Genomic DNA, 21,582 nt, shown 5'->3' on the forward strand with positions numbered 1-21,582 from the left:
GCCACGTGGCGGACCAACATCTCCTCAAACGTGGCACACGGCTCGTTGTGGCCGTTTCGGGCGGCGTGGATTCCATGGTGCTGCTGCGCCTGCTGCATGCCCTGGCGCCTAGGTTCCACTGGCAACTTTCAGTCGCCCACTTCAACCATCGGTTGCGCGGCCGCGCGAGCGCGGCGGACCAACAGCTTGTTCAGAAAATCGCCCGGCGATTGCGGCTTCCCTGCGATGTGGGGGCGGTCAATGTCCGTCAGGCGGCGAGGGTTGCCGGTGTTTCTCTCGAAATGGCCGCCCGCCAGGCACGGCACGCATTTTTGGCGGAGTGCGCCCGTCGCCGCCGCGCGCGAATTGTTGCCCTGGCGCATCACGCCGATGATCAAGTGGAATTGTTTCTGATGCGGCTCCTGCGCGGGGCGGGCAGCGCCGGTTTGGCGGGCATGAAGCCGCAAAGCCCGTCGCCCGCGGACCACCGTCTTCGGCTGATTCGGCCGCTGCTGCAATTGACCAAGACCGAATTGATCGCCTGCGCCGAAGCCATGCGCTGGCCGTTTCGCGAAGATGCCAGCAACGCCTCGGCGGAGTTCGAGCGAAACTGGGTTCGTCAGGAATTGCTTCCCTGCCTGCGCCGGCGTCAACCTGCGGCGGCGCAAGCCATTTTGCGCTCCATGGAAATCCTCGGCGCCGAAGCCGACTTTGTTTCCCGTGCAGCCGAAGCCCACCGCGCCGGTCTCGCGTCCCCGTCGAAGCCCACCGTGCCGCCATTCACCCAACTGCATCCAGCGGTGCAACGGCGGATTCTGCAGCAGGAGCTCCGGGATTTGGGGGTGGAGCCAACGTGGACGGTGGTTGAATTGCTGCGGGAACGGGCCGGGCAACGGGTGAACGTTGGGCCGCAACTGGGCGTGGTGCGGGACACAGATGGCGAAGTATCGACCATCCAGGACGCGCCGCTTGAATTTGAGCCGAAAGCGCAGGTGATCTGTCTCAACTTAAGATTGACGCACGGTTGCCAGCAGCTTGGCAAAGTCCGGGTCGAGTGGCGCGTGAGGCGATGTTCACCGCGCGGCGTTCTGACCCGACGGGCGGCTCGCGAGGTCTTTGATGCCGAGCGGGTAGGAGCACGGATGGTGCTGCGGCACTGGCGCCCTGGCGACCGTTATCAGCCGATTGGGATGCCGCGAGCGGTCAAATTGCAGGATTGGTTCACCAACCGGAAAATCCCGGCGGCCCGGCGGCGTCAGCTGGTTTTGGCGGAAAGTGAACATGGCGAGGTGTTCTGGGTCGAAGGCGAGCGTATCAGCGAGGCGTGCAAGGTTACCGCCGCCACGCGCAAAGTGGTGGAAATCCGCTGGAAACGGAACGATAGCGCGGTTGCGGTGCCGCGGGGCTCATGCTAGCTTCGCCCAACTGGATTGACATGGCAGACGACAAAAAAATGAACAACGCGGAAAAAGAACCCAGAAAGCCCGGCGAATTCCGGGTGCCCCCCCGCACTTGGATTGTGTGGATTGCCATCCTGGGGGGCATCGTGGCGTTGATGGCCTTCCGCGATTACAACAGCACGCAGCGCGAGGAACTGAAGCCGCATTCGCTCCTGCAGATGGTCGATTCCAACCTCATAGCGGAGGCGTCCGTCATGAACAGTCCGCAATCGTCCTCCTACGACATCACCGGCTCCTATTACAAGACCGACAGCGAGGGCAAAAAGGTCGTCGGGGACAACGGCAAGCCCGTGGAAGTTCCGTTTCACACCAAGTTGTATCTGACCGATCAACTGATGAATCGGCTTTACGACAAGGTCCAATCCGTGCAGGTGCGTGAATCGAACACGATGTTGATGAACGTTTTCTGGAGTCTGCTGCCCATCATCGTGATTGCATCGCTGATCTGGTTCTTTTTTATCCGGCAAATCAAAATGGCCGGAAAAGGTGCGTTGAGCTTTGGCAAAAGCCGGGCGCGATTGCTCGCCAAGGAACGCAACAAGACCACGTTTAAGGATGTCGCCGGCATTGACGAGGCGATCGAGGAAACCAAGGAACTGGTGGAATTCCTTAAGGATCCGCGCAAGTTCCAGCGCCTCGGCGGGCGCATTCCCAAGGGCGTGTTGATGGTCGGACCGCCCGGCACCGGCAAGACGCTGCTCGCCAAGGCCATTGCTGGCGAGGCGGACGCGGCATTCTTCAGCATCAGCGGCTCGGATTTCGTGGAAATGTTCGTTGGCGTCGGTGCCAGCCGCGTGCGTGACATGTTTGAACAGGCGCGGAAGAACACGCCCTGCCTGATTTTCATCGACGAAATTGACGCTGTCGGCCGGAGCCGTGGCCATGGGCTCGGCGGTGGCAACGATGAGCGCGAACAGACCTTGAACGCGTTGCTCGTCGAGATGGATGGTTTTGATACGACGGACGGCATCATCATCATCGCGGCCACCAACCGGCCTGACGTGCTGGATCCGGCCTTGTTGCGGCCTGGACGGTTCGATCGTCAAGTCACGGTCAATCTGCCGGACGTGCGGGGACGGGAGGGCATTCTCAAGGTCCACGCCAAGAACATCAAACTGGCGCCGGATGTGGATTTGTCGGTTATTGCGCGCGGCACGCCGGGCTATTCCGGCGCCGAACTCGCCAACCTGCTGAACGAATCGGCTTTGCTGGCCGCGGGCTTGAACAAAAAAGCCGTGGGCATGCGCGAACTCGAAGAGGCGCGTGACAAGGTTCGTTGGGGCCGCGAGCGGCGCAGCATGGCCATGACCGAGGAGGAAAAGCGCAACACCGCCTGGCACGAGGCCGGCCACGCATTGGTGAGCGTGCTGCTCGAGCACACACATCCGCTTCACAAGGTTACCATCATTCCGCGGGGACAGGCTTTGGGCATGGCGATGTATTTGCCCGAGCACGATATTTTGTCGCAGCGGCGCAAGGAAATGGAAGATGCCATCGCTGTGGCCGTGGCGGGGCGCATCGCCGAGGAAATCATCACGGGCGACGTTTCCACCGGCGCGGGCAGCGACATTCAGCAGGCCACGAACCTGGCACGAGCCATGGTGACGCAATATGGCATGAGCGACAAACTCGGCATGGTGCGTTACGGTAATGACGATGAGTATGTGTTTCTCGGGCGTGAACTGGCCCGGCCGAAATCTTACAGCGAGGCCACGGCGCGGGAAATCGATGACGAGGTGCGCCGTCTGGTGGATGTCGCCTACAAGCGGGCGCACGATTTGATTTACACCCATCGGGACAAGCTTGAGCTGATTGCCAATTCCCTCCTCGAATACGAAACCTTGGACGGGGCTCAAGTTGAGGAAATTGTCCGCACGGGCAAGCTGACCACGCCGCCGCCAAAACCGGGTTCGGACATGGGACCGCTGCGTGGCGCGCCGGCCGGCACGCCGATGCCGGAGCCACCGCCGAAGCCCGCTCCGCCGGCCATGCCGGGATTGGGATCACCCGCGCCGGCCACGGCGTAGGGCGCAGGCGTTGGATTGACGGCGCTGCTTGGGATTCATAGCGTTAGCGCATGATTATTGCGCCCTCCTTGCTGGCCGCGGATTTTGGCCGTTTTGCCAGGGAGGCGGAGCGCATTTCCGGGTCCGGCGCGGACTGGCTTCATCTCGACATCATGGACGGGCACTTTGTGCCCAACATCTCCTTCGGCCCGCAAGTGGTGAAGACCGTTCGGGCGGTGACCCGGATGTTTTTCGACGTGCATCTAATGTGCTCCAAACCGGAGATCCTCGTGGATGCCTTTGCGGAGGCTGGCGCGAATCAGATGACGGTGCACGTCGAGCTGGGCGACGCCGCGGTCACCCGTTTGCTCTGGAAAATCAAGTCATTGGGCATTAAGGCCGGCCTTGCGGTGAATCCACCGACTTCCATTGCGCAGGCGTTGCCCCACCTCGAACAAATCGACACCTTGCTCGTTATGACGGTGAATCCGGGGTTTGGCGGCCAATCATTCATTTACGAAACCTTGCCCAAAATTCAGCAGGCGGCGGCGTGGCGACAGACCCGTGGCCTGACGTATCGCATCGAGGTGGACGGCGGAGTGAACTTTTCGACCGCTGGTGAATGCGCCCGTGTGGGCGCTGATACGTTTGTCAGCGGAACGACCCTGTTGTCCCGGCGCAATTTGGGGGCGGCCGTGAAGCGGCTGCGCAAGGTGGTGGAGCAGGCGCAGATGGACAAAGCCAGCGCGCCTCCGCAGACAGTTCAACTCCTGTGAGTCAAACAATCCAATTCGGCACCGACGGCTGGCGTGCCGTCATCGCGGACTCCTTCACGTTTGAAAACGTGGCCCGGGTCGCCCAGGCTTCCGCCGATTTCTGGAGCGCGAATCCGGTCCCGGAAACCGATCGGCGCGTGGTGATCGGCTACGACCGGCGATTCCTCTCCGAAAAATTCGCCGCGGTTGCTGCGGAGGTGTTCGCCGGCAATGATTTTGAAGTCATACTCACGCCCGAGCCCACACCGACGCCGGCCGTGTCGTATGCGGTCAAACAATCGGCTTCTGTGGGCGGCGTGGTCATCACGGCAAGCCACAATCCGCCGCACTTCAACGGCTTCAAATTGAAATCTTATTACGGGGGGCCGGCGATGCCGGAAACCTGCGCGGCCGTCGAAAAGCAGCTGGGGGCCAGCGCTGTTCGCCGTCTGGCCTTGGACGAGGCGATTCGCGCGCACCGGGTGCGCCTGCGTGACATCCGCCCGGCGCATTATGCGGCCCTCAAGCGGCTGGTGGATTTTCCGCGCATCAAACGCTCGCGGCTGCGTTTTGCCCACGAGGCACTTTTCGGCGTTGGTGCGGGCTGTTTTGAGGCGCTGCTGGCGGGAACCAGTTGCCGGGTCACGACGCTGAACGGACAGCGCGATCCGTTGTTTGGCGGCATCAATCCCGAACCGATCCGGCAGAACTACCGCCTGAGTGCCGGCTGGTTGCGGCGGCATCCGCATGACCTCTGCCTGGTTACCGATGGCGACGCGGATCGCGTGGGGGGCATGGACGGTCGCGGCGGCTATCTTTCGACCCACCAAATCATCGCGCTGTTGCTGCATCATTACATCAAGAACCGCGGCGAAACCGGCCGGGTCGTGAAGGCGCTGACCACCACCTCGTTGATCGACAAGATGTGCGCGGCGCACAATCTTCCGCTGCTGGAAGTGCCCGTTGGTTTCAAGCACATCTGCGGCGAGATGGTCAAAGGCGGCGTGATGCTGGGCGGGGAGGAGAGCGGCGGGATTGGTTTTGCCCGGCACATTCCCGAGCGGGACGGGCTCGCCGCGGGCTTGGTGCTGCTGGAATTGCTGGCCGTGGAGCGACAGCCGATAACCCGCGTGCTCGCGGCAATCCATCGCGAATACGGCCGCCATTGTTACGACCGCAACGATCTGCACTATCCGCTGGCAGAGAGGCCGCGGTTGCTGGCCAGGCTGGCGGCCAATCCGCCCGTTAAGCTGCTTTCGTCGCCGGTGGTGGCTGTGCAGTCCTACGATGGGGTCAAACTGGTCGCGGCAGACAGTTCCTGGCTCATGTGGCGCGGTTCAGGGACGGAGCCGGTGTTGCGGATTTATGCCGAAGCGGCCACCGACGAACGGGTTCAGGCCTTGTTGCGGTTGGGACGAAAACTGACGCGGCGGCTTTGACGTCCAAGGCTGTGCGCGGGCTTGCGGATTTGAGGTTGGAATTCAACATGCTGCCGCATACTGTTCTCAGGGACCTTTCATGGAGCGATCGAACATTCCTGCCAAACGAATCCTCGTCGTGGACGACGAACCGTATGTCTGTGACGCGCTTCGCATGATGTTGAGCATTGACGGGCACGAAGTCACCACGGCTTCCAGCGCACGCCAGGGGCTGGACCTGCTGGCGCAGCAACCCTTCGATCTGGTGATTACCGATTACTCGATGCCGGCGATGAAAGGGGACGAGTTCGCGAGCCTTGTCAAAGCCCGCAATCCCGCCCAGCCGGTGGTCATGATCACCGCCTACGCGGAAATGCTGTCGGGTTCCAAAACCGGCGGGCTCCCGTGCATTGATGTCCTGATCAGCAAACCCTTCCGGCTTGAGCAACTGCGGCAGGCGGTCGCCCGGGTGCTCGGTCTGGAGAAAACGCCGTAAACTCCGTTGCCTTCCAGTGAATTCCCCCGGGACAATTCAGGTGTTCACCTGAATTGTTGATGGCACGGCCTTGATGCATCTTGAACTCGGAAACCAAACGGGAGCTGTAAGATGAACGAGGAAAAGATTGGATCTCCGGAAATGGCATCGACCCAACCGCGTGGCTGGCGGCGGTTCTTCTCGCGCAAACCCCGGTCCGTTCCGCCGCCCTCGCTGTGGCAGCAACTGACCCAATGCGGCTGCGCTTTGGCGGTCGCGCTTTCCAGCTACTGGGTCGCCACGCATTTCATGTTTCAAACGGTCATTGTGGACGGTGACAGCATGAAGCCGACCCTCCATAACGCGGACCAATACTTGTTGAATCGGGCGGAGTATCTGTTCCGCGATCCCAAGCCGGGGGACATCGTGGTCATTCACGATCCGGAAGATGGCGGGTTGTCGGTGAAACGGATTGTGGCGACGGGCGGGGAAACGGTTGAACTCGATGGAGGCAGCGTTTACGTGAATGGCCGGAAACTCGTCGAGAATTACCTGCCCAAAGGCACGCTGACGTTCAGCTACCATGTTTATGGCCACGAAAAATTTGCGTGCAGCAAGGATCAGGTGTTTGTCCTGGGCGACAACCGCGGCAAATCCGCGGACAGCCGGATTTATGGGCCCGTGCCGCGACGAAACATTCTGGGCGTGGTCATGCCCTGACGGTCGTTTATTCAGATTTTCCCCAGGCCAAGGCGGCGCAGCATCGTTGCGCCGCCTTTTTTTCATGGAATAATGCGCCGTGTGAAACGGCTGCATCTCAATCACGGTGCCTATCACGGCGAAACCGTCCGTCTGCGCCCGATATTGGAGGCGTGCGAGGGGTTGGCGCGGCGGGCTGGTTTGCGGGTGGAACATCTGCCTGTGGAAGGCGGTGAGGATTTGCTGGCGCTGACGCACGGGGCGAATTCAGCCGCCGGCCGATCCCGCATCTACCTTTCCGCCGGCATTCACGGCGATGAACCGGCAGGCGTGCTGGCGATGGAGGCTCTGCTTCAGGACTTGCGGTGGTGCGGCGATGCTGCGTTGTGGTTCTGCCCTTGCTTGAATCCGCTGGGCTTTGGCTTGAACCAGCGGACGGACCGGCTGGGCAATGATTTGAACCGCGATTATCGGCATTTGAAATCCGCCGAGGTCCAGGCACATGTCCGCTGGCTGGAGCGCCAGCCGTCATTCGACGTCTGTCTCTGTTTGCATGAAGACTGGGAAGCTGCCGGCTTCTATCTTTACGAGGTCAATCCCGACGGCCGGACAGCCCAAGCGGAGTCGGTGATTGACGCCGTTCGTGCGGTGTTTCCCATCGATGAATCCGACATCATCGACGGCCGGCCGGCGCGGGGCGGAATCATCCGTCCCAACCTCGTTCCGGCGTTGCGTCCGGACTGGCCGGAGGCGCTCTACCTCATTCAACACAAAACCCGGTTGTCCTACACCTTGGAAGCTGCGTCTGATTACCCACTGGCCGCCCGTGTCAAAGCGTTGGTGTGCGCGGTCAAAACCCTCGTCCGGCGGCATTGCAATGCTTCCGAGGAAACGACGCGGCGCTAGACCGGCATTGATTCCCGGCGCCGCGCCCAGGCTCCGCCGAGCTTGTTCAACGTCTGGTCGCTCAGTGAACGTTCCGCGAGCGGGAAGACGATGCGCTCTTCCTTGTCAAAATGCACCCGCGACGCCTGCACCGCCTGCAGCAGCAGCCGGCGTGCGGTGCTGATCTGCCGGGCGCCTTGAATCGCCAGCAGCGCATTGTCGATTTCATCGTGTTCCTTGTGAAAGGTGTCGGCCTGACCCAGTTGTTCGATGCAATGATCCATCGGCGTCAGCAGGAGGTCGTCTTCGGTGGCCGAATGCGCCTTCAAAGCGGTTGCGAGCAGTTCGGCCAGCAGGCGGGCTTCCGCCAATGTCTTCAGTTTTGGAACCACGGCTTCGACGTGGTCGAAGAGATTATGGAAGACTTGATGCTCGGCGAGCAGGGCTTCAGTGATTTTCATGGCCGGAAAAAGTTGAGCCGTTGTCCAAAGCTCAAATAGCCCAGCCGGGCGGTTTCAACCACCCATTTCTTGGCATTTTCTTGTCCGGAATCGACCGGCTTCGTGGAGGCTATGCGGTTGCGGCATACGCCTCCATGCCGGCACATGAGCAGACGAGGTTGCGGTCGCCGAAGACGTTGTCCACCCGGCCGCACGCGGGCCAGAATTTGAACTCCTTGAGGCTGGTCACCGGGAAGGCTGCCTGTTCGCGCGTGTAGGGCCGCGCCCAGTTTTCCGTGGCTATCATGTCCGCCGTATGCGGAGCCTGCTTCAATGGATTGTTGGTCTTGTCCAGGGCACCGGACTCGACGGCGCGCATTTCCGCGTGGATGGCCATCATGGCTTCGCAGAAGCGATCCAATTCCGCCTTGGGTTCACTTTCGGTTGGCTCGACCATCAACGTGCCGGCGACCGGCCAGCTCAACGTCGGCGCGTGAAAACCGAAATCCATCAGCCGCTTGGCGACATCTTCCGCCGTGGTGGCCTTGAAGGCGCGCAGGTCGAGAATGCACTCGTGCGCCACCAGCCCGTTCGCCCGGTAAAGCGTGGGGAAGTGCTGCTCCAGCCGCCCGGCAATGTAGTTCGCGTTCAGAATCGCAACCTTGGTCGCCTCGGTGAGGCCCGGTTCACCCATGGTGCGGATATACATCCACGAAATCGGCAGGATGCTGGCGCTGCCCCACGGCGCCGCCGAAACGGGTCCCGTGGCGCCACGACCGGGGAGCAGGCTGGCGAGGTGTTTTGCCACGCCAATGGGGCCCATGCCCGGACCGCCGCCGCCGTGCGGGATGCAAAATGTTTTGTGCAGGTTCAGATGGCAGACGTCGGCGCCAATGAAGCCCGGTGACGTCAGGCCAACCTGTGCATTCATGTTGGCGCCATCCATGTAAACCTGACCGCCGGCCTCATGGACAATGGTGCAGATTTCCCGGATGCCGGCCTCGAACACGCCGTGCGTGCTGGGATAAGTCACCATCAGGCACGCGAGTTCATTCCGGTGGGCGGCGGCCTTGGCGCGCAAGTCCGCCACGTCGATGTTTCCGTCCTTGTCGCAGGCCACGGCCACGACCCGCATCCCGGCCATCACCGCGCTGGCCGGGTTGGTTCCGTGCGCGCTGGTGGGGATGAGGCAGACGTTGCGTTGAGCGTCGCCGCGTGATTCGTGATAGGCGCGGATGACGAGCAGCCCTGTGTATTCGCCTTGCGAGCCGGCGTTCGGTTGCAGCGACACGGCGGCAAAGCCGGTGATTTCCGCAAGCCACGTTTCGAGCTGGCGAAACATTTCCTGATAGCCCGTTGTTTGGTTCGCGGGCGCAAACGGGTGCAACCTGCTGAATTCCGGCCAGCTCACCGGAAACATCTGGCTCGCCGCGTTCAGTTTCATGGTGCACGAGCCCAGCGGGATCATCGCGTGGCACAGCGACAGGTCCTTGCTCTCCAGGCGCCGCAGGTAACGCTGCATCTCCGTCTCGGAGTGGTAACGGTTGAATACGGGGTGCGTGAGGAACGCGGACGTGCGGGCCGGCAGTTGCGCGGGTGAAGGCTTCAAGTCGCCAGGTTCGAAGCCTGGTGCGCGGTCGCCATTGAACACTTGCAGGAGCAGCTTGAGGTCCGCGGCACCGATGGTTTCGTCCAACGAAACGCCCACGGTCGTGCTGTCGATGACGCGGAGGTTGAGCCGGTGCTTGGCGGCAATTTGCGCGATGTCTGCGCTGGAGACGGCGGCGAGGTTGACACGCAACGTGTCGAACGCCGCGTCACGATTGGTTTGATAACCGAGCCTTTCCAGTCCGGCGGCCAGTGTCTGGGTATGCTCGTGGATGTGCCGGGCAATGACCTTCAACCCTTCGGGTCCGTGATAAATCGCGTAGGCGGCGGCCATGTTCGCGAGCAAGGCCTGGGCGGTGCAGATGTTGGACGTGGCCTTCTCGCGCCGGATGTGTTGTTCCCGCGTGCCGAGCGAGAGACGGAAGGCGGGTTTGCCGCGGGAATCCTTCGAGACGCCAACCAGCCGGCCGGGCATCTGGCGCTTGAACGCATCGCGGGTGGCAAAAAACGCCGCGTGTGGTCCGCCAAAGCCGAGCGGCACACCCAGGCGTTGCGCGCTGCCGACCGCGATGTCCGCGCCAAATTCTCCCGGCGGTTTGATCAGGGTGAGGGCCAGCAGGTCGGTGGCGACCACGAACAGGGCGCCGGCGGTGTGGGCTTTTTCGGCAATGCCGGTGACGTCTTCAACCGTGCCGAAGGTGTCCGGATACTGCACCAGGGCGCCACACACCTGCGCGTCGAAGGCAAACGCCGCGGGCGGGCCGACTTTGAGTTCGATGCCCAGCGCCCGGGCGCGCGTGCGCACCACTTCGATGTTCTGAGGATGACACGTGTCCGCGACGAGAAACACATTGCGCCCATCGGCTTCCTTGACGCGATGGCACATCATCATGGCTTCAGCGCAGGCCGTGGCCTCGTCGAGCAACGAGGCGTTGGCGATGTCGAGCGCGGTGAGGTCGCACACCATCGTCTGGAAATTGAGCAGCATTTCGAGCCGGCCCTGCGAAATCTCGGATTGATAGGGCGTGTATTGCGTATACCACCCCGGATTTTCCAAAATATTCCGCTGAATCACGGGCGGCGTGATGGTGTCGTAGTAGCCCAAGCCGATGAAGGAGCGGAACACCTGGTTCTTTTGGGCGATCGCGCGAAGTTCGGCCAATGCCTCAAATTCCGACGCGGGCGCGGGCAGGTTGAGCGGTTTGGGCAGGCGGATTGCCGCCGGCACCGCGGCCCCGGCCAGCGCATCGAGCGAAGGCTGGCCAAGCGTGTGCAGCATTTCCTGCTGGTCGGACGGACGGGGACCGATGTGGCGGCGGACAAATGATTCGGAGTGGGCGGACAGGCTCATGTTCTGGTTTTGCGCAATGACACGGAACGGCATCCGGTGGGCGCCACCGGAAACGGGAAGGTAGAAAGTGGCCGGGTCAAATCAAGTTGCTTTTGGCAGTCCGGGTGCGGGCCGGGGCGCGCTGGAATATTCCCGGTGCAAGTCGCGCCCGGTCTGGCTATGTTGTATCGGCATGTCACCGCGCTACAAAATGCTGCTTTGGGCCGGCGCCGGTTTGGTGGTGGCCTGGATACTGGTCTTCGCGGGTTACAAGATTGCGGCGGGCTTGAAAGTCACCCCGGAAAAAATACGCGCCTATTCGGCGGCCGTGGATTTGAGCTCCCTTTCGGCGGCCGACCGGGCCCGGGCCATTCACCGGCTGGCGGACATGCTCAACGCCTTGTCCTACGATGAACGGCGCGAAGCCCGCCTGGGGCGCATCTGGGAAAAATGGTTTGCGCAAATGACGGAGGAGGAAAAATCGCAGTTCCTTGAAGCGACCATGCCCACCGGCTTCAAGCAAATGATCAACGCGTTTGAGGAACTGCCCGAGGAACGGCGGCAGCGGGCCATCAGCGACGCCTTGCGGCGGCTGCGGGAGGCTCAGGCCACTGCGCAGACCGGGCAGGGCCTGCCCGTGTCCACCAACGCCCCGCTGCTCAGTGCCGATTTGCAAAAGCAGATGGCTGCCATCGGCCTCAAGTCTTTTTACAGCCAGAGTTCCGCGCAAACCAAGGCCGAGGTCGCGCCGGTGTTGGAGGAATTGCAGCGCATGATGGAAAGCGGACGGTTCATTTTCGGGGGGCCGCGGGAGCGTTGAAGGACCCATGCTGAAGCTGCGCCAGTTGGCCTTTACGTTGATCGAGCTGCTGGTGGTGATTGCCATCATCAGCACCCTGGCGGCGTTGCTGGTCGTGGGGCTGGGCCGCGCGAAGGAGCTGGCCCGCGGCACCGCCTGTTTGAGCAACCTGCGCCAGATCGGTCTCGGCCTGCAAATTTACGTCCAGGAAAACAACAACCGCATGCCGTCTCTGCGCGACCGCGCGCCAGGCACGAATGCGCCGGTCACCAACGCATTGCCCACCGTGGACGTAGCACTTTCCAACCAGGTCGGCAACGTGCTGGTGTTCCGATGTCCTTCGGACCGCCAGCAGCTCTTCGAGCAAACGGGCAGCAGTTACGCGTGGAACAGCCTGCTGAATGGCCAGGATGCCGATCATTTGCGCGTGCTCACCTTGAATCTTGGTTCAAGCCGGACGCCGGTGCTCTTCGACAAGGAGGCGTTTCATGCGGCGCGCGGCGAGAAGAAGGGGGTCAACTACCTTTACGCGGACGGTCACATCAAAAACCTGCTCGCCATTGAAGGCTCCAAATGAGCGAACCAGCCAGAAGGCGAGCAAGATGCGGCGGATGTTGAAGCCGGCTGCCCTTATCCTGCTGGTCTTTGCCGCAGGTTTGAGTCTGCTGGTGCTCTGGTTTGCGGGCGTCACGATTGGTGGCAGTGATCCTCTCTTTCGTGACAAGCATGAGAGTGAATGGATCAAGAATCTGAAATACAGTGACGACGAACAGGTCAAGGAGTGGCGCGGTTACGGCGAGGAAGGCGTCCAAGTGCTAATTCGTGGGTTGGAGCGTGCCAACCATCCGGGGCAGCGGGCTTACCGTCAACTCTATCGAAGTTTGCCGGGCTTTTTGATGCGATGGGTGCCGTCTCCCAAATCCGACTCGACGCGTTCTACCCGGATGTGCCTGGCTTCGCTGCTTTCGAGCCTTGGGAATGACGCCAGCAACGCCATGCCGGTCTTGATTCGAACCGTCGTCCACGACGAGGCCGCCGATGTGCGGCAGTGTGCAATCAACTTCTTCACAGCGAGCGAGGACGACCAATGTTTGCTCAATCACATGCCCGTGGATGAAAAGATGAAGTTGCTGCCGGGGCTGCTTCGGGCGCTGCAGGACCGGAGCAATTGGGGATTGCGCAACAATGCGGCAAATGCCCTGCAGTGGTTCCCTGAACAGCGGGGAATTGTTGCTCCGGCATTGGTGGCCGCACTTCGCGATCCGCAGCCTCAAGTGCGCGTTCTAACTGCCCAGGCGTTGATCCGCGTTGACCCGGGTATGGCGAAAAAGATGGGCGCGGCGGGCGTGTTGACGGCCATCTCAAAAGACCCGGATGATCAGGTCGCGTTCCGGGCTGTTGCGGCGATGAAATACTTTGGCAGCGACCCGCAATCGGTTGTGCCCGCGCTGATCGAATCCTTGAAGAATACGAATACGTTGGTCGCGTGCGAGGCAGTGTGGGTGCTCGAATGGGCGCCGCCTGAATTCAAGTCCTGCAGGGATGCGGTCGTTCCGGCACTTCACAAGGCGGCGCAGCGAACGGATAATGTTGGGGGCTACGCAAGAGCGGCCCTAAAACGCTGGGAATCCGCTGCTGATCCGGCAAAGGGAGGCAGATGAAATGATTGAACTTTCTGAAGTGACGAAGATTTTTGGCCGGCGGCCCGCCGTGGATGGATTGTCGTTGCGGGTGTCGCGCGGCGAAATCTTCGGCCTGCTTGGCCACAATGGTGCGGGCAAGAGCACGGCCATCGGGATGATGCTTGGCCAGGTCTGGCCAACCGCCGGCGAGGTGCGCGTTTGTGGTCATGATCTCACACGTCACCGGGAGCAGGCGCTCGCGAAGGTTGGTGCCATTTTTGAAGCGCCGGTGTTTTACGATTATCTCAGCGGCTGGCGCAACCTGGAGCTGCTGAGTTACTACTCCGGGCCGACGGAGCCGGCGCGGATTCGCGAGGTCGTCGAATGGGTGGGATTGACCGGGCGCGAACAGGCGAAGGTCCGCACCTATTCGCACGGCATGCGCGCCCGGCTGGCGATTGCACAGGCACTGCTGCCCGCGCCCGAATTGTTGATTCTCGATGAGCCCAGCGACGGCCTTGACCCCGAAGGCATTCACGAGATGCGTCAGACGATTCAACGCCTGCGCCGCGAACTGGGGCTGACGATTCTGCTTTCATCGCATTTGTTGAATGAAGTGGAACAGCTCTGCACCCGTATCGCGGTGATGAACCAGGGGCGCAAAGTGTTTGAAGGCACGCTGGCGGACGCCACCCGCCAGACCAACCGGGTCCGTCTGGAGGTGGATGATTTTGCCGCGGCCGTGGCCGGCCTGCGAGCGGCGGAACTCATCGTGGCGGAGCAGGGGAGTGAGCATGTGATTCTGCGGGCGGGCGTGGCGACGGCGCAGGTGACGCGCTGGCTGGTGCAGCATGACTTCGCGGTTCACGCCATCGCGGGCGAGGAGCAAACCCTGGAGGATTTTTACCTGTCGCTCATGGGCGACGCGCGCGACGCGGCGGTGCGGAAAGGCGGGCCCCCATGATGTTTTTCCGACAACTGCGCAGCGAACTGTGGAAGCTGTTTGGCAAGAAGCGAACCTACATCGGCTTTGGCGCCTTTCTGGTGGCCCAGAATGCCATGCTGCTCGCGTTTCATTATTCGCACTGGCAGCAAAACACCACGCGCCTTCTCGAAGGCAATGGTTACCTGGCGGCGCAATACATCTCGGCCCTGACGGTGGCCGTGATCATGTTGATTCCGCAAATCCTGCTGCTCATGCCACTGTATGCCTGCCTGGTCGGCGGGGACATGGTGGCCAAAGAGGCGGAGGACGGAACGCTGCGCATGATTTTATGCCGGCCGATTTCCCGGTTGCGCCTGCTGATGGTCAAATGGGTGGCCGGGCTGCTGTTTTGCCTTGTGCTGGTGCTTGCGCTGGGCGTGATGGCGCTGGCATTCGCGCGACTGTGGTTTCCGTGGCAGGATATGTTTGTGTTCGTGCCCGGGCCCGTGCGGGTGTTTGCGGTGCAGCCGGCGTGGGCCGGGCTGGGTTACTTTGCACTCGCGCACGTGGTGCTGGCCATCAACGCCGCCACCATGTTCGCGCTCGCGTTCATGTTCTCATGCTTCAACATGAAGCCCGCGGCGGCGACCATTCTCGCCCTGACCTTTCTGCTGGCGAATCTCGTGATGGAGAACATGCCGTTCTTCGAGGAATACAAGGACTTTTTCCTGACCAATCACTTCCGCTGCTGGTTGCTGGTCTTCAATCAACCCATCGCGTGGCCGGAAATGGCCAAAAGCCTGTGCGTGCTGGCGGGATTTAACGCCACGGCGCTGGTCATCGGCCTTTGCGCCTTCCACGTGCGTGACATCAAATCGTAGTGCGGTTTTGGGCCCGGCCCGGCGGCGGTTAATCACCGTGGTCGGGGCACCCGGATTCACCATGCCGGTCCGGCCGGGGAACCACAATCCGTTTGGCGTCGGGTGGCCGTGAGCCACAAAGAATAGTGGTTTTTTAGGGAGATTGAAGTTGTGCCAGCGGGCGTTTTTTTCTAAGATTTCGGCACCATTTGGAGGCGCCCAGACGGCCTCCGTTTTTGCATCATTTTATGTCCAACGAAGCCCTCGTGGCGGATCAGAACATCACCCCGGCCGGCACCGTGTCCGAGAGTTACGACGCATCAAAACTCGGCAAGCTGGAAGGGTTGGAAGCGGTGCGGAAAAAGCCCGGCATGTATATCGGTGGCACGGACGAACGGGCGTTGCACCACTGCGTCTCCGAAGTGCTCGACAACTCCGTCGATGAACATCTCGCCGGGCACTGCGACAAGATCGAGGTGACCATTCATGTGGATGGTTCCATCAGCATCCGCGACAACGGCCGCGGCATTCCGGTGGACATCCATCCGCAATACAAGATTCCCGGCGTCGAAATGGTCCTCACTACACTGCACTCGGGCGGCAAATACGGACAGGGCGGCTACAAATTTTCGGGCGGCACGCACGGCGTTGGCGCGAAGTGCGTGAACGCCGTCAGCGAATGGTTCGAGGTGGAAGTCTCCCGCGACAGCAAGGTGTATCACATGCAATTCGAGCGGGGCAAAACAGTCAGGAAGCTCGAGGTCATCGGCAAGGCCAAAGGCACGGGCACGCTCATCACGTTTATGCCAGATCCGGAGATTTTCCGCGAGACCACCGAGTTCAAGGCGGATCGGATTGCGCAGCGGCTGCGCGAGCTGGCGTTTCTGGATTCCGGACTCGAGATTATTTTCAACGACGAGCGCAACACGGAGGCGGAGCCTGAGCGGTTTTATTACAAGGACGGCGTGGAGGAGTTCGTCAAGCAGCTCAACAAAAGCCGGGAACCGATTCACCCCAAGCCGATCAGTTTCCGCAAAGAATCGCAGGTTAAAACGGACGACAAGAACGTCGAGGTTCATGTCGAGGTCGTGCTGCAATACAACGACAGCTACAACGATCAGGTGTTGTGCTACACGAACACCATTCACAACCCCGATGGCGGCGCGCATCTCTCGGGCTTTCGCAGCGCTTTGACCCGGGCGATCAACCAATACGCCAAGTCCAACAATTTGTTGAAGGAAAAGGATCCGCAAATCACCGGCGACGACGTGCGTGAAGGATTGACGGCGGTCATCTCGGTGAAACACAGCGACCCGAAGTTTGAGTCGCAGACGAAGGTGAAACTCCTGTCGCCTGAAGTCGAGAGCATCGTGGGCTCCGTATGCTATGAGGGGTTGATGAACTACTTCGACGCGAATCCGCCCGTCGCGAAGAAGATTGTGGACAAGGGGCTTAACGCGGCGCGGGCGCGGGAGGCGGCGCGCAAAGCACGCGAAGCCGTGCGCAAGAGCGCGCTCACTGGTGGCGGCTTGCCCGGCAAACTGGCGGACTGCTCCGATCGGAATCCCGAGAACACCGAGCTTTACATCGTCGAAGGTGACTCGGCCGGGGGCTCTGCCAAACAAGGCCGTGACCGCAAGTTTCAGGCAATTCTCCCCATTCGCGGCAAACTCATCAACGTGGAGAAGGCGCGCCTCGACAAGGTGCTTCAGAACAATGAAATCCGGACGATGATCACCGCCATCGGCACAGGGATCGGTGATGGCGAGGGCGAAGGGGCGTTCAACATCGAGAAACTCCGTTACCACAAGATCATCATCATGACGGATGCTGACGTGGACGGCTCGCACATTCGGACGCTGCTGCTGACGTTCTTCTATCGTCAGATGCCGCAGCTCGTGAAGCAGGGCTTTGTTTACATCGCGCAGCCGCCGCTTTACTCGGTGACGCGCAAGAAACGCACTGACTACGTGGATGACGACGTGCAGCTCAATCGCATCCTGCTCCAGAACGGCACCGAAGAAGTGAAGTTGCGGAATCTGGCCGATGGCCGTGAGTTCACGCCGAAGCAATTGGAGGAGATTCTTGCGCTGCTCGAATCACTCGACAAGCACGCCACCTACATCCGCCGCCAGGGCGGGGATTTTGCGAGCTACGTGGACAAGCGCAGTCCGGACGGCGCGTTGCCGCAGTTCATGGCGAAAGTGCGCGAAGGGAACGACGAGACGGTGCATTATTTCCTCAACAACGAGGCGCTGGAGGAATTCAAGGCCGCGAACGGCGACTTGTTCGGGAACGACACCGAGGTGGAGCGCAAGAAGGAGGGGCCGACGCGTCGCGCGAAGGTTTCCGACCTGCACCTGGAGAGCAAGGCCATCGGCGAACTGCTCAACAAGCTGTCGAAGAAGGGCCTGGCCGTGGACCACTATGCCGCGCAGGACAAGCCGCTGTTCGAGCTGACGGAGGGCGAAGGCGAGCGGGCGACCGTGACGCCGCTGTTTTCGATTCCGGAAATTCTCAACGGCGTGAAGGCGGTCGGCAAAAAGGGCATCCAGATTTACCGGTTCAAGGGACTGGGTGAAATGGACGCCAAGGAACTCTTCGAGACCACGATGAATCCCGTGAGGCGCAAGCTGCTGCGCATTGACCTTACCGATGCCGTCGAGGCGGAGGAGATGTTCGTCAGGCTCATGGGCGACGAAGTCGAGCCCCGCCGTCAGTTCATCGAAGACAATGCGCTGAACGTGAGAAACTTGGATGTCTAATGAAGGTGAGGTTTGACAAATGTGGTCACGCGTGACTACATTGGTGCTGTGAAAGCGAAACGAACCATAAAATACCCGGGGCAGAGGTCGGAGGCGACGGTTCTAAACGATGCGGTGGCGGTGCCCGGCATCGGGTTAACCATTCCGGTTCGAGCCGCCAAAGCCAAATTGTCGGCGTTGCTGGAACTGGTCGCCGGTGGGCAGGAAGTGACCATCACCTCAGATGGCGTGCCGAAGGCGGTCCTGTCGCCCGTGACGCCGCACAAGCCCCGCAAGGTGTTCACGGGAACTTGGGAGCAGCTCAAGACCATGCCGATGCAAACCGAGGGGCCGTTCGCTGACGAGATCGTCCGCGCTGACCGGGATGGGAGAGGTTGGTAAGCTGATGTATCTCGACTCCTGCGTCATCGTCAAGCTGGTCAGCCACGAACCCGACAGCGCGGCGTATCACGCCGTCGTCGCCGGACAACCCGTCGTCACGTCAGAGCTTGCCGTGGTGGAAGTGCGATCCGCCCTGCTCACCAAAGAACGGGCAGGGCGGATTTCGCGCCCGGACCGGCTCAAGGGCTGGCGGCTGTTTCAGGACAAGGTCCGGGATCAGGAATTCGTCCTGCTTACTCTGGACCGCCGCGTGATCGAGCGGGCGGGTGCGGTCATTGACCAATGCCATCCCCACGTTGCCCTGCGGACGCTGGACGCTATCCATGTGGCCACGGCGGAATTGCTCGGCGGCGAACAGATGTGCAGCAGCGACCAGCGCGTGTGCGACGCGTCCGAATTGATTGGCTTGTCGCTGGTGCCGCCGCCGGGAGCCCCAAACTAGATTTAATCATGCCAGACGAAACTGAATCCAATCCGCCGCAGGACTCGACCCCATCGCAGCCGGGCGGCGCCTATTCGCAGGGCGAGAAAATCACCAAGATCAACGTTGCCGAGGAAATCAAGGCGTCGTTCCTGGACTACTCGATGTCCGTGATCATCTCCCGTGCGCTGCCCGATGTGCGGGACGGTTTGAAGCCCTCACAGCGACGCATTCTGTATGCGATGGAGCAGCTCTCGCTGTTCCCGGGGCGCAAGCACTACAAGTGCGCCAAGATTTGCGGTGACACCTCCGGTAACTACCACCCGCACGGCGAGGCGGTGATTTACCCCACGCTGGTCCATATGGCACAGTCGTGGGCGATGCGCGAGCGGCTGGTGGACGGCAAGGGCAACTTTGGCTCCATCGAAGACGATCCGCCGGCGGCGATGCGTTATACCGAGGCCCGGCTGACGCACCTCGGCGCGGCGTTGATGACGGACATGGACAAGGACACGGTGGACTTTGTCCCGAACTACGACGAGCGCATGACGGAGCCGACGGTGTTCCCGGCGGCGTTCCCGAACCTGCTGGTCAATGGCGGCACCGGCATTGCGGTCGGCATGGCCACCAACATGCCCCCGCACAACCTCGGCGAAGTCATTGACGGCATCTGCGCGCAAATTGACAAGCCCGCCATCACGCCGATGGAGTTGATGAAACTCATCAAGGGGCCGGACTTTCCGACGGGCGGCGTCATCTGCGGCATCGAGGGCATCAAGAATTACTTCGAGACGGGCAAGGGCAGTGTGAAGCTGCGCGGGCGCGTGGGTTCCGAGGAAATCCGCAACGGCCGCGAGCAGCTCGTCATCACGGAGATTCCCTTCAACGTCAACCGGGCCGCGCTGGAACAGGCCATCGCCAATCTCGTCAACGAAAAGGTCATCACGGAAATCTCCGCGATGCGCAACGAGTCCGACGAGCACACGCGGCTCGTGATGGAGCTCAAGCGCGAGGCGTTGCCCAAGGTTGTCATCAACAATCTCTACAAGCACACGCAACTGGAAGTCAGCTTCAGTGTGAACTGCCTGGCGATTGATCATGGCCGGCCGAAGACGCTCAATCTCAAGGCGCTTATCCAGTGTTACATCGAGCACCGCCGTGAGGTCGTGCTGCGTCGGACGCGCTACGAACTGCGCAAAGCCGAGGAACGCGCCGAATTGCTGGAGGGCTACCTCATCGCGCTCGCGAATCTCGACGAGTTTATCCACATCATCCGGTCCAGCCGCAACCGTGATGAGGCGCGCATCAAGCTGCTCGCCTTCGAGTGGTCGCGGGCGCAGGTGGAGCAGTGGGGCATCTTGATTCGCAGCGAAGAACGCATGCAGAACGGACGTTACACGCTGACGGAGCGGCAGGTGGACGCGATTCTCGATCTGCGTCTCTACCAGTTGACTGGGCTCGAAATCGACAAGGTCGAGTCGGAATACAAGGCATTGCTCGAAACGATCAAGGATCTGCTCGACATCCTGGCAAAGGAATCGCGCGTGATGGCGATCATCAAGGCTGAATTGCAGGCCATCAAGGAAAAGCACGCCACGCCGCGCCGGACCGAGATCGTGCCGGACGAGGGCGAAATCGCCATCGAAGACCTGATTGCCAACGAAGGCGTCATCATTACGCTGACTCACGCTGGTTTGATCAAACGCACCGCTGTGAGCGCCTATCGCGCGCAGCGGCGTGGCGGCAAAGGCGTCATCGGCATGGCAACACGCGAGGGCGAAACCGCCGAGGACAAGGACTTCGTCGAGCATCTCTTCACGGCCAGCACGCATGACTACCTGATGTTCTTCACGAACACGGGGCGCGTTTATGTCGAGCGGGTGCATGAGATTCCCGACATGGGCCGGGCGTCGAAGGGGCGGAGCATCGCCAATCTGCTCGAACTCAAGGCGGACGAGAAGATTGCCGCGATGATCCGCATTCTCTCGAAGACCGGTGAAAACCGTGAAGACATCACCTGGCAACAGCCCGGGGAATTGTTCTTTGCCACCCAGCACGGCACGGTCAAGAAGACGGCGCTCAGCGATTTCGCCAACGTCCGCAAGGGCGGTATCATTGCCATCACTATTGAGGCGGGAGACACGCTGATTGATGTGAAACAAACCCGTGGAAGCACCGAAGGTGGGGACGAAGGGGATGATGTCGTGCTGATTACCCGCAATGGCATGAGCATCCGGTTTGGTGAATCCGATGTCCGGTCCATGGGGCGTTCCGCGGCGGGCGTGAAGGGCATTACGCTGGCGGAAGGGGATGCTGTGGTGGCGCTGGCCGTGGTGGTGCCGGACGCTGCACTGCTGGTGGCAGGTGAGAATGGCATTGGCAAACGAACCTCCTTCGATGAATACCTTGTGCAATCCGAAAGTGGCACGCGGAAGCAGTCGCGGGGGGGCAAGGGACGCATCACGATGAAGGTTGGCGACAAGACGGGCGGGGTGATTGGTGCTCTGCCGGTCTGCGACACGGATGAGATCATGCTGATTACGGTGGGCGGCCAGATGGTCCGCACCTTTGTGAAGGACATTCGGGAGGCGGGCCGGAACACCATGGGAGTAAAGCTCATAAATCTGGACACGGGCGACAAGTTGCAGGCCATTGCGCCGGTCATCAGTGAATCGCAGGAAGACGGCACGGAGGGCGTGGGTGAAGTGCCCGGCAAGTGATTGTGGGCACCGTGGATAGCCTGGTTTGCGAAAG

The 21,582-nt window shown here is 61.1% G+C and carries 18 protein-coding genes; 16 read left to right on the plus strand and 2 right to left on the minus strand.

The features are described from left to right. The first annotated feature begins 74 nt into the window (after positions 1–74). From tilS to VFV96_14850, 7 genes are all read left to right on the plus strand, one after another. Positions 75–1,394: a tRNA lysidine(34) synthetase TilS gene (gene tilS / locus VFV96_14820; GenBank protein ID HEU5071675.1), complete on the plus strand. Its 1,320-nt coding sequence runs from the start codon at positions 75–77 to the stop codon at positions 1,392–1,394. 20 nt (positions 1,395–1,414) lie between these two features. Next, positions 1,415–3,466: an ATP-dependent zinc metalloprotease FtsH gene (gene ftsH, locus VFV96_14825; protein ID HEU5071676.1), complete on the plus strand. Its 2,052-nt coding sequence runs from the start codon at positions 1,415–1,417 to the stop codon at positions 3,464–3,466. A 50-nt stretch (positions 3,467–3,516) separates the two neighbouring features. Continuing rightward, a complete protein-coding gene (gene rpe, locus VFV96_14830; protein HEU5071677.1) occupies positions 3,517–4,221 on the plus strand; it encodes a ribulose-phosphate 3-epimerase in 705 nt (234 codons plus the stop codon). Then, positions 4,218–5,639, plus strand: a complete 1,422-nt coding sequence (locus VFV96_14835; GenBank protein HEU5071678.1) for a phosphoglucomutase/phosphomannomutase family protein — start codon at positions 4,218–4,220, stop codon at positions 5,637–5,639. The genes rpe and VFV96_14835 overlap by 4 nt, the downstream gene beginning before the upstream one ends. A gap of 79 nt (positions 5,640–5,718) precedes the next feature. After that, on the plus strand, positions 5,719–6,114 hold the full coding sequence (locus VFV96_14840; protein ID HEU5071679.1) for a response regulator: 396 nt from the start codon (positions 5,719–5,721) through the stop codon (positions 6,112–6,114). A 141-nt stretch (positions 6,115–6,255) separates the two neighbouring features. Then, positions 6,256–6,813, plus strand: a complete 558-nt coding sequence (gene lepB, locus VFV96_14845) for a signal peptidase I (GenBank protein ID HEU5071680.1) — start codon at positions 6,256–6,258, stop codon at positions 6,811–6,813. An 81-nt stretch (positions 6,814–6,894) separates the two neighbouring features. Next, positions 6,895–7,698, plus strand: coding sequence for a M14 family metallocarboxypeptidase (locus VFV96_14850; protein ID HEU5071681.1), 804 nt, complete (start codon positions 6,895–6,897; stop codon positions 7,696–7,698). Here the strand turns inward: VFV96_14850 and VFV96_14855 are convergent. Together VFV96_14855 and gcvP are read right to left on the minus strand one after the other, a co-directional pair. After that, a complete protein-coding gene (locus tag VFV96_14855) occupies positions 7,695–8,138 on the minus strand; it encodes a hemerythrin domain-containing protein (GenBank protein ID HEU5071682.1) in 444 nt (147 codons plus the stop codon). The two genes, VFV96_14850 and VFV96_14855, sit on opposite strands and share 4 nt — an antisense overlap. Before the next feature lie 109 nt (positions 8,139–8,247). Continuing rightward, positions 8,248–11,076 (minus strand): aminomethyl-transferring glycine dehydrogenase, encoded by a 2,829-nt coding sequence (gcvP, locus tag VFV96_14860; GenBank protein ID HEU5071683.1) that lies wholly within the window; start codon positions 11,074–11,076, stop codon positions 8,248–8,250. Positions 11,077–11,248: 172 nt separating this feature from the next. Between gcvP and VFV96_14865 the strand changes: the two genes are divergently transcribed. The 9 genes from VFV96_14865 (at position 11,249) to gyrA (ending at position 21,548) form a co-directional block, all read left to right on the plus strand. Then, entirely contained in the window at positions 11,249–11,875 is a 627-nt protein-coding gene (locus VFV96_14865) for a hypothetical protein (protein ID HEU5071684.1), read from the plus strand. 7 nt (positions 11,876–11,882) lie between these two features. Continuing rightward, positions 11,883–12,431: a type II secretion system protein gene (locus VFV96_14870; protein HEU5071685.1), complete on the plus strand. Its 549-nt coding sequence runs from the start codon at positions 11,883–11,885 to the stop codon at positions 12,429–12,431. Continuing rightward, complete coding sequence (locus tag VFV96_14875) at positions 12,415–13,515, plus strand: HEAT repeat domain-containing protein (protein HEU5071686.1); 1,101 nt, start codon at positions 12,415–12,417, stop codon at positions 13,513–13,515. Before VFV96_14870 ends, VFV96_14875 begins: the two co-directional genes overlap by 17 nt. A gap of 1 nt (position 13,516) precedes the next feature. Next, positions 13,517–14,440, plus strand: coding sequence for an ABC transporter ATP-binding protein (locus VFV96_14880; GenBank protein HEU5071687.1), 924 nt, complete (start codon positions 13,517–13,519; stop codon positions 14,438–14,440). Beyond that, positions 14,437–15,282, plus strand: a complete 846-nt coding sequence (locus tag VFV96_14885) for an ABC transporter permease subunit (protein ID HEU5071688.1) — start codon at positions 14,437–14,439, stop codon at positions 15,280–15,282. Before VFV96_14880 ends, VFV96_14885 begins: the two co-directional genes overlap by 4 nt. Before the next feature lie 227 nt (positions 15,283–15,509). Then, positions 15,510–18,026, plus strand: coding sequence for a DNA topoisomerase (ATP-hydrolyzing) subunit B (gene gyrB / locus VFV96_14890; GenBank protein ID HEU5071689.1), 2,517 nt, complete (start codon positions 15,510–15,512; stop codon positions 18,024–18,026). A gap of 48 nt (positions 18,027–18,074) precedes the next feature. After that, a complete protein-coding gene (locus VFV96_14895) occupies positions 18,075–18,407 on the plus strand; it encodes a type II toxin-antitoxin system prevent-host-death family antitoxin (protein HEU5071690.1) in 333 nt (110 codons plus the stop codon). After that, positions 18,391–18,849 carry a type II toxin-antitoxin system VapC family toxin gene (locus VFV96_14900; protein HEU5071691.1) on the plus strand — a complete coding sequence of 153 codons (459 nt, stop codon included), beginning with the start codon at positions 18,391–18,393 and terminating at the stop codon, positions 18,847–18,849. The genes VFV96_14895 and VFV96_14900 overlap by 17 nt, the downstream gene beginning before the upstream one ends. 8 nt (positions 18,850–18,857) lie before the next feature. Continuing rightward, complete coding sequence (gyrA, locus tag VFV96_14905) at positions 18,858–21,548, plus strand: DNA gyrase subunit A (GenBank protein ID HEU5071692.1); 2,691 nt, start codon at positions 18,858–18,860, stop codon at positions 21,546–21,548. The last annotated feature ends 34 nt before the right edge of the window (positions 21,549–21,582 follow it).

This window comes from Verrucomicrobiia bacterium (assembly GCA_035765895.1).
Lineage (GTDB): Bacteria > Verrucomicrobiota > Verrucomicrobiia > Limisphaerales > DSYF01 > DSYF01.

Excerpts from the sequence above, each read along its gene's own strand:
- tilS (HEU5071675.1), top strand. The coding sequence starts at position 75 with ATGGTGCTGCTGCGCCTGCTGCATGCCCTGGCGCCTAGGTTCCACTGG.
- ftsH (HEU5071676.1), top strand. The coding sequence starts at position 1,415 with ATGGCAGACGACAAAAAAATGAACAACGCGGAAAAAGAACCCAGAAAG.
- rpe (HEU5071677.1), top strand. The coding sequence starts at position 3,517 with ATGATTATTGCGCCCTCCTTGCTGGCCGCGGATTTTGGCCGTTTTGCC.
- VFV96_14840 (HEU5071679.1), top strand. The coding sequence starts at position 5,719 with ATGGAGCGATCGAACATTCCTGCCAAACGAATCCTCGTCGTGGACGAC.
- lepB (HEU5071680.1), top strand. The coding sequence starts at position 6,256 with ATGGCATCGACCCAACCGCGTGGCTGGCGGCGGTTCTTCTCGCGCAAA.
- VFV96_14855 (HEU5071682.1), bottom strand. The coding sequence starts at position 8,138 with ATGAAAATCACTGAAGCCCTGCTCGCCGAGCATCAAGTCTTCCATAAT.
- gcvP (HEU5071683.1), bottom strand. The coding sequence starts at position 11,076 with ATGAGCCTGTCCGCCCACTCCGAATCATTTGTCCGCCGCCACATCGGT.
- VFV96_14865 (HEU5071684.1), top strand. The coding sequence starts at position 11,249 with ATGTCACCGCGCTACAAAATGCTGCTTTGGGCCGGCGCCGGTTTGGTG.
- VFV96_14870 (HEU5071685.1), top strand. The coding sequence starts at position 11,883 with ATGCTGAAGCTGCGCCAGTTGGCCTTTACGTTGATCGAGCTGCTGGTG.
- VFV96_14880 (HEU5071687.1), top strand. The coding sequence starts at position 13,517 with ATGATTGAACTTTCTGAAGTGACGAAGATTTTTGGCCGGCGGCCCGCC.
- VFV96_14885 (HEU5071688.1), top strand. The coding sequence starts at position 14,437 with ATGATGTTTTTCCGACAACTGCGCAGCGAACTGTGGAAGCTGTTTGGC.
- gyrB (HEU5071689.1), top strand. The coding sequence starts at position 15,510 with ATGTCCAACGAAGCCCTCGTGGCGGATCAGAACATCACCCCGGCCGGC.
- VFV96_14900 (HEU5071691.1), top strand. The coding sequence starts at position 18,391 with ATGGGAGAGGTTGGTAAGCTGATGTATCTCGACTCCTGCGTCATCGTC.
- gyrA (HEU5071692.1), top strand. The coding sequence starts at position 18,858 with ATGCCAGACGAAACTGAATCCAATCCGCCGCAGGACTCGACCCCATCG.